The sequence below is a fragment of the Amycolatopsis sp. NPDC114504 genome (genome assembly GCF_055633595.1).
This window is the reverse complement of record NZ_JBVKDU010000005.1, coordinates 368,948-380,296: the sequence shown is the minus strand read 5'-3', so window position 1 is coordinate 380,296 and position 11,349 is coordinate 368,948. Positions and strand designations below refer to the sequence as shown.

Annotated in this window: 9 protein-coding genes; all 9 read right to left on the bottom strand. The window is 71.0% G+C overall.

The annotated features are described in order from the left end of the window. Positions 1-243: 243 nt before the first annotated feature. Positions 244-1,602, bottom strand: a complete 1,359-nt coding sequence (locus tag ACZ7PG_RS37805; protein WP_470244715.1) for a rhamnulokinase — start codon at positions 1,600-1,602, stop codon at positions 244-246. A gap of 44 nt (positions 1,603-1,646) precedes the next feature. Beyond that, complete coding sequence (locus ACZ7PG_RS37800) at positions 1,647-3,068, bottom strand: arabinose isomerase (protein WP_470243982.1); 1,422 nt, start codon at positions 3,066-3,068, stop codon at positions 1,647-1,649. A 10-nt stretch (positions 3,069-3,078) separates the two neighbouring features. Next, complete coding sequence (locus ACZ7PG_RS37795) at positions 3,079-5,097, bottom strand: bifunctional aldolase/short-chain dehydrogenase (RefSeq protein ID WP_470243981.1); 2,019 nt, start codon at positions 5,095-5,097, stop codon at positions 3,079-3,081. Positions 5,098-5,099: 2 nt separating this feature from the next. Then, positions 5,100-6,275 (bottom strand): L-rhamnose isomerase, encoded by a 1,176-nt coding sequence (gene rhaI / locus ACZ7PG_RS37790; RefSeq protein WP_470243980.1) that lies wholly within the window; start codon positions 6,273-6,275, stop codon positions 5,100-5,102. Beyond that, positions 6,272-6,616 carry an L-rhamnose mutarotase gene (locus tag ACZ7PG_RS37785; protein ID WP_470243979.1) on the bottom strand — a complete coding sequence of 115 codons (345 nt, stop codon included), beginning with the start codon at positions 6,614-6,616 and terminating at the stop codon, positions 6,272-6,274. Before ACZ7PG_RS37785 ends, rhaI begins: the two co-directional genes overlap by 4 nt. A 65-nt stretch (positions 6,617-6,681) precedes the next feature. Next, positions 6,682-7,743: a rhamnose ABC transporter substrate-binding protein gene (gene rhaS / locus ACZ7PG_RS37780; RefSeq protein WP_470243978.1), complete on the bottom strand. Its 1,062-nt coding sequence runs from the start codon at positions 7,741-7,743 to the stop codon at positions 6,682-6,684. A 5-nt stretch (positions 7,744-7,748) separates the two neighbouring features. Next, positions 7,749-8,756 carry an ABC transporter permease gene (locus ACZ7PG_RS37775; RefSeq protein ID WP_470243977.1) on the bottom strand — a complete coding sequence of 336 codons (1,008 nt, stop codon included), beginning with the start codon at positions 8,754-8,756 and terminating at the stop codon, positions 7,749-7,751. Further along, positions 8,749-9,789 carry an ABC transporter permease gene (locus ACZ7PG_RS37770; RefSeq protein WP_470243976.1) on the bottom strand — a complete coding sequence of 347 codons (1,041 nt, stop codon included), beginning with the start codon at positions 9,787-9,789 and terminating at the stop codon, positions 8,749-8,751. The genes ACZ7PG_RS37775 and ACZ7PG_RS37770 overlap by 8 nt, the downstream gene beginning before the upstream one ends. Further along, positions 9,786-11,303, bottom strand: a complete 1,518-nt coding sequence (locus ACZ7PG_RS37765; RefSeq protein WP_470243975.1) for a sugar ABC transporter ATP-binding protein — start codon at positions 11,301-11,303, stop codon at positions 9,786-9,788. Before ACZ7PG_RS37765 ends, ACZ7PG_RS37770 begins: the two co-directional genes overlap by 4 nt. Positions 11,304-11,349 lie beyond the last annotated feature (46 nt).

The window sequence follows — 11,349 nt, the reverse complement described above, 5'->3', positions numbered from 1 at the left end:
ACAACGCGGATGATGCGCCTGCGCGAGCGGGCCAAGCGGTGCGGGCCCGACCGGCAACGCGGATGATGCGCCTGCGCGAGCGGGCCAAGCGGTGCGGGCCCGACCGGCAACGCGGATGATGCGCCTGCGCGAGCGGGCCAAGCGGTGCGGACCCAGCGGTGCGAGCGGGCCGGCGCACCGGGCGGGCGAGCAGTGCGGGCGCCCCTGGCCGAGCGAGCACGCCGGCGCGGCAAGGAAACCGCCTCAGCGGGTCAGGCGTGCCTCCGCCGCGTCCCAGTCGCCCGCTCCCGATGGCTCATACCGATGGACCTCCTGCGTCTCCCGCACCAGAGCCCGCATCGCCGCCAGATCCGGCAGGTCCTCCCCCAACGCCCGAGCCTGGACCAGCACGTTCCCCAACGCCGCCGCCTCGACCGGGCCCGCCAGTACCGGCACCCCGCACGCATCCGCAGTCAGCTGGCACAACAGCGAGTTCCGCGCCCCACCCCCGACGATGTGGACCACGTCGACCGTACGGCCCGTCACCGCGGACGCCGCCCGAAGCGTCCGGCGGTACGCCAACGCCAGACTGTCCAAAATGCACCGGACCACCTCCGCCCGCGACGACGGCGGACGCTGACCCGTAGCCGAGCAGGCCGCCGCGAGACGGGCTGGCATGTCCCCCGGTGGCAAGAACTCCGGCGCGTCGATGTCCACCACCGCCGCCAAGCCCGGTGAATCGGCTGCCGCGCGAAGCAACCCCGGAAGGTCCGAAGTGGACCACGTCCGCAGACTCTCCGACAGCACCCACAGGCCCATCACGTTGCGCAGGAACCGGATCGTGCCGTCGACGCCGCCTTCGTTCGTGAAGTTCGCCGCCAAAGCCGCGTCGCTCAGCTCCGGCGCGGGTAGCTCCAAACCCGCCAGGGACCACGTGCCCGACGAGATGTAGGCGAAGTTCGTCCCCGGGGACGCCGGGACCGCGACCACCGCCGACGCCGTGTCGTGCGAACCCACCGCCACCACCGGCAGCCCGGACAGCTCCGCCGCTGTACCCACCATCGTGCCGGGGTCGCGCAACGGCGGCAGCAACCGGGGCGGGATCCCGACCTGTGAAGCAAGCGACGTAGCCCACGTCCGCGCGCGCACGTCGTACAGCTGGGTCGTCGACGCGTTGGTGCGCTCCGCACCGACCGAACCCGTCAGCCAGTAGTTCAGCAGGTCCGGGATGAGCAGCATCGTCCGCGCCGCGTCGAGCCGGTCGCCCTCGGACACCAGCTGGTACAGCGTGTTGAACGGCAGCTGCTGCAACCCCGTGACGTCGTACAGCTTGCGGGCGGACACCGACTCGGCCACCGCGGCCGGCACCCCGTCGGTCCGCGAGTCGCGGTAGTGGACGGGGTTGCCGAGCAACGCGCCCCGCTCGTCCAGGAGGCCGTAGTCGACCGCCCACGAGTCGATCCCGACGCCGTCCAAGGGACCGGCTTCGCGGATCCCCGCCAGGGTCTCGCGGTAGAGACCCAGGACGTCCCAGTACAGCACCGGGCCCGCCCGCACTCCGCCGTTCGCGAACCTCCGTACTTCGGACACCTCCAGGACCGACGGCCCCACCGTCCCGGCCATCACCCGCCCGCTGGACGCGCCGAGGTCGACGGCCGCGACTCGCTTCACGCGCGCACCACGGTCAGCTCCAACCCGAGCAGGTCCGCGACGGCCGTCAGCTCGGCGACTCGGTGACCGGTGCCGAGCGCCCAGTGGTGGGCGATCCCGCTGGCCGACCACGCGTCGGTCCACTCCCCCGGGTCGCACCCGAAGTCGACGCGGGACGTCGTGTTGCCGATCCGCAGCAGCGGGCCGGGCACGACCGTGCCTTCGGACGCGACGAGCTTGAACGTCCCGTCGAGTCCCTGCGCCAGCCCGCACAGCGTCACCGGCCCGTGCTTGACGTCGAACTCCACCGACACGCCCCAGCCGCGCTTGCCGTGGTAGACGCCGAGGCCGCGCAGCAGCGGCTTGCGCGCGCTGATGCCGAGGTGGGCCGGCCCGTCGTGGCCCATCTCGACGACGTCGTCCCGGAAGTTCAGCGCCTGCAGCTCGGTGAACGAGCCGCCCGCGCCGAGCCGGTCCATGACCAGCATCGCCAGCGACGTCCGCAGCTCGTACTCGCCGACCGCCGGGATGCCGCGCGCGGTGAGCAGCGACGCGCCGAGGATGAACCCGGCGCCGACGCGTTCGTGCGTCTCGCCGTCGAGACCGCGGTGGTAGTAGGCCAGCGAATCCAGGTCGAAATCCGAAACCAGCCGGTCGAGTGCCACGGAAACCCTTGCGCCCCAAGCGAAGTCTTCGTCCACCACGGACTCGTCCACGGTGAACACGTCGCGGGCCAGCGCGACCCGGGCCGCGGTCTCGTCGTCGGTGACCTTCTCGACGCGCACGCGCAGGTCGTCGATCTCCAGGATCTCGACGTGCCCGCCGAGCTGGCCGGACACCAGCGTCGGGTCGGTCGAGACGTCCATCATGCCCGGGTAGAGGTGCCCGAGCAGGCCGTGCCGCCCGTGCCGCAGCGCCGCCCGGACGCCCGCCGCCTTGATCCACCGCTCGATCCGCGTCCACGCCCGCGGGTCCTCGAGGTAGCCGGACACCGAGCGGAACTCGACGCCGACGCGGCGGAACGCGTTCGCCATCTCCGGCAGCGGGCAGGCCCCGCAGTAGGCCAGCCACGCGCCGGTGTCGAAGGACTCGTGGTCCATCGCCTCGGTCGGCTGGAGGTTCAGCAGCAGCACCGGCGCGCCCGAACGTTGCGCTACCGGCGCCAGCATGCTGGACGTCAGGTACGTCGTGAGGAACCCGACGATCAGGTCGCACCCGGCCACCCGCAGCTTCTCCGCGGCGGCCGCGCCCTCCTGCGCGTCCGACACGAAGCCGACGTCGACGACCTCGCAGTCCATTTCGGACAGTCGGTCGGACACGCGCCGCGCCGATGCCCGCAGCTGCGGCAGCAGGGCCGGGAACTGCGGCCAGTAGGCGCCCAGGCCCCCCGCGACGAGGCCGACGCGGGTCCGGCGCGGGGTGATGCGGTCGAGCGTCATGACTTCTCCTTCAGCGCAGGAACGCGGCGGCCACCCCGGCGTCCACCGGGACGTGCAGGCCGGTGGTGTGGGTGAGGTCGCCGCCGGTCAACGCGAACACCGCCGCCGCGACGTGCTCGGGCAGCACCTCGCGCTTGAGGATGGTCCGCTGGGCGTAGAACTCGCCGAGCTTCTCCTCCTCGACGCCGTACACCGCGGCACGTTGCGCGCCCCAGCCGCCGGCGAAGATGCCGGAGCCCTGGACGACACCGTCGGGGTTGACGCCGTTGACGCGGATGCCGTGGGCACCCAGTTCGGCGGCCAGGAGCCGCACCTGGTGGGCCTGGTCGGCCTTGGCCGCGCCGTAGGCGACGTTGTTCGGGCCCGCGAACACCGAGTTCTTCGACGAGATGTAGACGATGTCGCCGCCGATCCCCTGGTCGATCATCGCCTTGGCCGCCGCGCGAGCGACGAGGAACGAGCCCTTGGCCATGACGTCGTGCTGCAGGTCCCAGTCGCGTTCGGTGGTCTCCAGCAGCGGCTTCGAGATGGACAGCCCGGCGTTGTTGACCACCAGGTCGATGCCGCCGAAGGCGAGCACGGTGGCGTCCACCGCGGCCTGCACGGCGGCCGCGTCGGTGACGTCGGCGGTCACCGCGACACCACCGATCTCCGCGGCGACTTCCGCAGCGGCGTCGCCGTTGAGGTCGGCGATCGCGACGCAGGCACCTTCGGCCGCGAGCCGCAGCGCGATGGCCTTGCCGATGCCCGACCCGGCGCCCGTCACCAAGGCGATCCGCCCGGCCAGGGGCTTCGGCTTCGGCATCCGCTGCAGCTTCGCCTCTTCCAGCGCCCAGTACTCGATCCGGAACTTCTCGCTTTCGGCGATCGGGGCGTAGGTGGAGACCGCTTCGGCGCCGCGCATGACGTTGATCGCGTTGACGTAGAACTCCCCCGCCACGCGCGCGGTCTGCTTGTCCTTGCCGAAGGAGAACATCCCGACGCCCGGCACCAGTACGATGGCCGGGTCGGCGCCGCGCATCGCGGGCGAATCCGCGACGGCGTGCCGCTCGTAGTAGGCGCGGTACTCCTCGCGGTAGGAGGCGTGCAGCTCCTTCAGCCGCGCGACGACGTCGTCCAGCGGCGCGGTCGCCGGGAGGTCCACGACCAGGGGCCGGACCTTGGTGCGCAGGAAGTGGTCCGGGCACGACGTGCCGAGAGCGGCCAACGCGGCGAGCTTCTCGCGGGCCAGGAACTCCAGCACGACGTCGCTGTCGGTGTAGTGCCCGACCTGCCGCTGGTCGGTCGAGGCGAGCCCGCGGACGACGGGCGCCAACGCGGCGGCACGGGCGTGCCGCTCGGGTTCGGGCAGCGCCTCGAAGCCCGGGACGACCGGGCCGAACGGCTCGGCGACCCCCCGCGAAGCGAGGAACGCTTCGGCGGTCCGGATGATGTCGAGGGAGTTGCGCTCGCACTCTTCCGAGGTCGCGCCCCACGCCGTGATGCCGTGCCCGCCGAGGATGACGCCGATGGCCTGCGGGTTCGCGGCCTTGACCGCGGCGATGTCGAGGCCCAGCTGGAAGCCGGGCCGCCGCCAGTCCACCCACGCGACGCGGTCGCCGAAGCACTCCTTCGTCAGCGCGGCGCCGTCGGCGGCGGTGGCCAGGGCGATGCCGGAGTCCGGGTGCAGGTGGTCGACGTGCGGGGCCTCGACCAGGCCGTGCATCGCGGTGTCGATCGACGGCGCCGCGCCGCCCCGGCCGTGCAGGCAGTAGTCGAACGCGGCGACCATCTCGTCTTCGCGCTCGACGCCCGGGTAGACGTCCACCAGGGACCGCAGCCGGTCGAGCCGCAGCATGGCGAGCCCGGACTCCTTCAGCGTGCCGAGGTCGCCGCCGGATCCCTTGACCCACAGCACCTCCGTCGGCGCGCCGGTCACCGGGTCGGTGACGGCGCCCTTGGCGGAGGTGTTGCCGCCGGCGTAGTTGGTGTTGCGCGGGTCGGCTCCGAGCGCGTTGCTGCGCGCGATGAGCTGCTCCGGCACGGTCATCGTCATGCTCCCCATCCGGCCTGCGTGCCGCCGGCGCGCTCGGCCACGATCTTTTCCTGGTAGCCGCTGCGGTGGTAGGCCGCGACGGGGTCCGGGTCGAGCCCGGAGTCCTCGCGCAGCTCGGCCAGCAGCGGCCGGACGTCGGTGTTGTAGGCGTCCATCAGCACGGCGTTCGCGCCGAGCACGTCCCCCGCCTGCTGGGCCACGCGCAGCGCGGGGCGGTCGACGAGCAGTGCCTTGGCCGTGGCCTCCTGGACGTTCATCACCGATCGGATGATCGCCGGGATCTTGGCCTCGATGTTGTGGCACTGGTCGAGCATGAACGCGATGCCGTACGCCGGGTCGAGCGCGTCGCCGCGGACGATCTCGTACATGATCCGGAACAGCTGGAACGGGTCCGCCGCCCCGACCATGAGGTCGTCGTCGGCGTAGAAGCGCGAGTTGAAGTCGAACGCGCCGAGCTTCCCGGCCCGCAGCAGGAACGCCACGATGAACTCGATGTTCGTGCCGGGAGCGTGGTGGCCGGTGTCGATGCACACCGTCGCCCGCTCGCCCAGCTCGATGCAGTGCGCGTACGACGTGCCCCAGTCCGGGACGTCGGTGGCGTAGAACGCGGGCTCGAAGAGCTTGTACTCCAGCAGCATCCGCTGGTCCGGGCCGAGCCGGTCGTACGCCTCGCGGAGCGCCTCGGCCAGCCGGTCCTGGCGGTCGCGGATGTCGTCCTGGCCCGGGTAGTTGATGCCGTCGGAGAACCACAGCTTGAGGTCGCGCGAGCCCGTCGCGTCCATGATGGAGATGGCTTCCAGGAGGTGGTCGGTGGCCTTGCGGCGGATGCCGGCGTCGGGGTTGGTGACCGAGCCGAGCTTGTAGTCCTCGTCCTGGAACACGTTGGTGTTGATGGCACCGATTTCGACACCCGCGTCACGCGCGTACGCCGTCAGGGCGCCGTAGTCGTCGACCTTGTCCCACGGGATGTGCAGCGCGACCACCGGGGCGACCCCGGTGAAGCGGTGCACGGTCGCGGCGTCGGCGATCTTCTCTTCGGGTGTCCGCGGGACACCGGGTTGGGGGAACACCTTGAACCGGGTGCCCGAGTTCGCGTACGCCCACGACGGCGTTTCGATGCGCTGGGCCCGCAGGGCCTGTTTCACGGCCGTCAAGTCGCCCACGGCGATCACTGTCCTTCCGCGACGGTGGGGGGTTCGAGGTGGAAGACCTCTTCGAGCAGCTGGAAGCCTTCGTCGGGCGGACGGGAGTCGAGGCCGGTGAAGAACTCCGCCATCTCCGCCTGCCAGCGGGCGTTGACCTCGGTCTTCGCCATGGCCGCCTGCGCGGCGTCGAGGTCGTCGGCTTCGACGTAGCCGATCAGGAGGCCGTCCTCGCGCAGGAACAGGGAGTAGTCGCGCCAGCCGGTGTCGAGCAGTGCCTGCCGCATCTCGGGCCACACCGCGCGGTGCCGCTGCGCGTACTCGGCTCTCCGGTCCGGCTTCACCTGCAGGCTAAAGCAGTAACGGGGCACAGTCAGTCCTTTGTGGAACCCGCGGCCGGACCGGGGCGGCGATCCGGTCCGGCCGCGGAGACTCGTCAGAAGTTGAACTTGTCGATGTTGTTCGCGTCGAACGTCGTCGGCGGGCCGAGGACGATCTCACCGCTCGCGCCGATCTTGTAGTCGCCGAGCTTGCCCGCCTTGAACGTTTCACCTTCCTTGCCGCTGATCTGGCCGGAGCTGAGCGCGACGCCCGCGTAGGCGGCGAGGTAGCCGATGTCGGCCGGGTTCCACAGCGCGAACTGCTTGACGGTGCCGTCCTTGACGAAGGCGCGCATCTGGTTCGGCGTGCCGAGCCCGGTCACCGCGACCTTGCCCTTGTAGCTGGACGAGCTGACGTAGCGCGCGGCCGCCGCGATGCCCACGGTGGTCGGCGAGACGATCACCTTGAGGTTCGGGAAGGACTGCAGCAGGCCCTGGGCCTCCTGGAACGACTTCTGGTCGTCGTCGTTGCCGTAGGCGACCTTGTCCAGCTTGATGTTCGCGTACTCCGGCTTGGCCAGCTCCTTCTTCAGGACCTCGATCCAGGCGTTCTGGTTGGTCGCGTTCGGCGTCGCCGACAGGACCGCGATCTCGCCGGAGCCGCCGGAGAGGTCCTTGGCCTGCTTGGCCAGCGCCTCGCCGATGCCCTGGGTGGTGGCCTGGTTGATGAAGACGTCGCGGCAGTCCTTGGCGGCGTCGGAGTCGAACGCGACGACCTTGATGCCGGCGCTGCGGGCCTGGTTGAGCGACGGGCACACGGCGTTCGGGTCGTTCGCGGCGATGCCGATCACGTTCTGCTGCTGCTGGATCAGCGTGTTGATGTAGCTGACCTGTGACGACGCGCTGGCGTCGTTCGGCCCGACGAGCTTGTACTCGCCCTTGAGCTCTTCGAGCGCGGCCTTGCCCCCGCTGACCTCGATGTCGCTGTAGGGGTTGTTGAGCTGCTTGGGCAGGAAGGCCATCTTGACGCCTTCCTTGGCCGCGGCGTTGGGGTTCGCCGTGGCGGACGGCTGCTGCGCGCCGGAGCCGCTGCTGTCGTCCTTGGTGGTGCCGCCGCAGGCGGCCAGCACGAGCACCAGCCCGGCCGACACTGCGCCGGTGAGGAACCGTCGGGACATCTTCGTCACCTTTCTGGGGAAACCGGAGCAGTCGCCCGGCTCCGGCGGCGTAGAGCCGTCCGGGCCGAGGAGACGATGTTGGGCAGCAGGACCGACACGATGAGGAGCACGCCGGTCACGATGTTGAGTGCCTCGTTGGAGACGTCCTGCAGGCGCAACGCGTTCTGCAGGGACGCCAGCAGGACCACTCCGGCGAGCACGCCGGGCAGCGTGCCCTTGCCGCCGAAGATGGACACGCCGCCGAGCAGCACGGCGGCCACGACGGCCAGTTCGATGCCGTAGCCGTTGTCGGCGCGGGCACTGGAGTAGCGCAGGGTCCACAGGATCCCGGCGAGCCCCGCGACCGCGCCGCTCACGACGTACAGCCAGAACTTGAGCCGTCCGGTGCGGATCCCGGCGAACCGGGCCGCCTGTTCCCCCGCGCCGGCCGCGAAGACGCCGCGGCCGATCGGGGTCGCGTGCAGCACGACCCCGAAGATCAGGGCCACCACGAGCAGCGGGACCAGCACGTTCGGGATCGGCCCGTCGCCGATGGTCCCGGTGACCCAGGTGGTGTAGGCCCGCGGGAAGTCCGCGACCGCGCCGTCGCCGAGCACGACGAACGCGAGCCCGCGGTAGAGGGCCAGGGTGCCGATCGTGACGGCCAGGGACGGCAGCTTCAGCACGGTGACGAAGAAGCCGTTCAGCGCGCCGAGGACCGCGCCGAGCAGGATGCAGAGCGGGATGATCGTCTCGATCGACAGGCCCGCGTCCCACAGCGACCCCATCACCGCGGACGTCAGCCCGAGCGTGCTCGCCACCGAGAGGTCGATCTCGCCGGTCACGATGATGAACGTCATCGGCAGCGCGACCAGGGCGATCGGCAGCAGGTCGAGCAGCAGGAAGGTGAAGTTGCGGCTGGTGCCGAAGTTGTCGACGGCACCGGAGGCGATGATCAGCACGATGACCGTCACCAGGACGACGGCGGCGTCCCAGCTCAGCAGCCGGCCGAGCCGGTTCCCTTGGTCAGACATGGGAGTCCCTCTTCTTCAGTGCCTTGGCGACCCGGACCGCGACGAGCCGGTCGGCGCCGATGGCCAGCAGGATCAGCGCGCCGACGATCGCCTGCTGCCAGAACTGGTTGATGTCGAGCACGGCGAGGGCGCTGCCGATGACCGTCAGCAGCAGCGCGCCGAGGCCCGCGCCCCAGACCGAGCCGCTGCCGCCGAACACCGCGACCCCGCCGACGACCGCCGCGGCGACCACGTTCAGCTCGTAGCCGGTGCCGGCGGCCGCGTCCACGGTGCCGAACCGGGCGGCGAACAGGACTCCGGCCACGCCGGCGAGCGCGCCGCTGACCAGGAACGCCGCGGTGGTGTTGCGGCCGACCCGGATGCCGGCCAGCTGCGCGGCCTGCGGGCTCGACCCCATCGCGTACAGCTCGCGCCCCGCCGGGTAGCTGCGCAGCACGATCCCGGCGACGACCAGGACGAGCACGGCGATCAGCACCAGCCACGGCACGCCGAGCACCGACGAGGTGCCGAAGTCCAGGAAGGACGCGGGCAGCTTGTCGGCGTTGATCTGCTGGCCGCCCGCCCAGAAGAAGCTGACGCCGCGGAAGGCGTAGAGCGTGCCCAGCGTGACGACCAGCGCGGGTACCTGGCCGAAGCGCACCAGCGAGCCGTTCACGAGTCCGCAGACCGCGCCGACGCCGAGACCCACGAGCAGCGCGACGATCACCGGCAGGCCGGGGTTGTCGCGCATGAGCGAGCCGACGGCGAAGGCGGCGAGGCCGAGCACCGAGCCGACCGACAGATCGATGTTGCGGGTGATCATCACGATCGCCTGCCCGACGGCGAGCACGGCCAGGATCGCCGTGCCGAGCAGGATGTCGCGGATGCTCTGGCCGGACAGGAACCGCGAGTTCTGCGTCGCGGTGAACACGACCAGGACGATCAGGGCGAGGACGATGCCGGATTCGCGGGCCTTGAAGACGTTCGCGGTCCACGACTGTCGCTTGTGGACGGTCGGTTCCCCGGTCACGGGGGCCTCCTTGGTCACGGTCATGCGGCGGCTCCCTGGCCCATCGCGGCGAACATGACGGCGTCTTCGGTCGCGTCGGCGCGCGGGAGCTCGGCGACGAGCCTGCCCTCCCGCATCACGAGCACGCGGTCGGCCATGCCGAGCACCTCCGGCAGCTCCGAGGACACCATGACGATCGCGACGCCTTCGGCCGCGAGGGCCGACATCAGCCGGTGCACCTCGGCTTTCGTGCCGACGTCGATCCCGCGCGTCGGCTCGTCCACGATCAGCACCTTCGGCGCCATCGCGAGCCACTTGGCGAGCACGACCTTCTGCTGGTTGCCGCCGGAAAGCGTGCCGACGGGGTCGCCGAGGCGGCGGTACTTGGTGCGCAGGCGCTCGGTCCAGTGCCGGGCCTCCTGGCGTTCGCTCGCGCCGGTCAGGAAGCCGAGCTTCGAGAGCGCGCGGGACCGCGGCAGCGTCACGTTCCGCTCGATCGAGAGGTCCATGATCAGGCCCTGCTGGCGCCGGTCTTCGGGGACCAGCGCCATCCCGGCGGCCATCGCGGCCCGCGACGAGTGCGCCTTGAGCTTCTTGCCGCCGATCTTGACGACGCCGGCGTCCCGTTCGTCCACTCCGAACACGGCCTGGACGACTTCGGAACGCCCGGACCCGACGAGCCCGGCGAACGCGACGATCTCCCCCGCGCGCACCGAGAAGGAGATGTCGCGGAAGACGCCTTCGCGGGCCAGGCCTTCGACCTCGAGGACGACCGCGCCGGGCTCGACGTCCTTTTTGGGGAACAGGGCGTCGAGGTCGCGGCCGACCATGCGCTTGACCATGTCGTCGACCGTGACGTCGGCGACCAGGTCGGTGGAGACGTGCTTGCCGTCGCGCATGATCGTGACGCGCTGGCAGAGCTCGGTGATCTCCTCGAAGCGGTGCGAGATGAACATGATCGCCGCACCTTCCTGGCGCAGCGTCCGCGCGACGGTGAAGAGCCGGTCGACCTCGACGCGGCTCAGCGCGGCGGTCGGCTCGTCCATCACGAGCACGCGGGCGTCGGCGCTGAGCGCCTTGGCGATCTCCACGATCTGCTGGTCGGCGATCGACAGCCCGCGCGCCGGGCGGGCCGGGTCGATCCGGACGCCGAGCCGGGTGAAGAGCCGTTCGGCCTCTTCCCGGATCGCCGCGCGGTCGATGCGGCCCATGCTCTTGCGCGGGTGACGGCCCATCACGATGTTCTCCGCGACCGACAGGTCGGGGAACAGCGTCGGCTCCTGGTAGATCACCGCGATGCCGGCGGCCTTGGCGTCGGCCGGTGAGCCGAACTCGACCGGCCGGCCCTGCAGCAGCAGCGTGCCGTCGTCGGGCTTGTGCACCCCGGCGAGCATCTTCACGATCGTGGACTTGCCGGCGCCGTTCTCGCCGACGAGCGCGTGGGCTTCGCCGGGGTAGAGGCCGAAGCTCACCCCGGCGACCGCCGCGACGGCGCCGAACGACTTCGTCACGCCGCGCACCTCCAGCAGAGGCGGTCGGTCCGAGTCCTGCCGCGTCATCGCGACCTCCGGATTGAAAGGTTTCACAAATCTGGTGCGGTGACGC

Coding starts and splice junctions, on each gene's coding strand:
- ACZ7PG_RS37805 (WP_470244715.1), bottom strand. CDS start 1,602: ATGGCCGGGACGGTGGGGCCGTCGGTCCTGGAGGTGTCCGAAGTACGG.
- ACZ7PG_RS37800 (WP_470243982.1), bottom strand. CDS start 3,068: ATGACGCTCGACCGCATCACCCCGCGCCGGACCCGCGTCGGCCTCGTC.
- ACZ7PG_RS37795 (WP_470243981.1), bottom strand. CDS start 5,097: ATGACCGTGCCGGAGCAGCTCATCGCGCGCAGCAACGCGCTCGGAGCC.
- rhaS (WP_470243978.1), bottom strand. CDS start 7,743: ATGTCCCGACGGTTCCTCACCGGCGCAGTGTCGGCCGGGCTGGTGCTC.
- ACZ7PG_RS37775 (WP_470243977.1), bottom strand. CDS start 8,756: ATGTCTGACCAAGGGAACCGGCTCGGCCGGCTGCTGAGCTGGGACGCC.
- ACZ7PG_RS37770 (WP_470243976.1), bottom strand. CDS start 9,789: ATGACCGTGACCAAGGAGGCCCCCGTGACCGGGGAACCGACCGTCCAC.
- ACZ7PG_RS37765 (WP_470243975.1), bottom strand. CDS start 11,303: ATGACGCGGCAGGACTCGGACCGACCGCCTCTGCTGGAGGTGCGCGGC.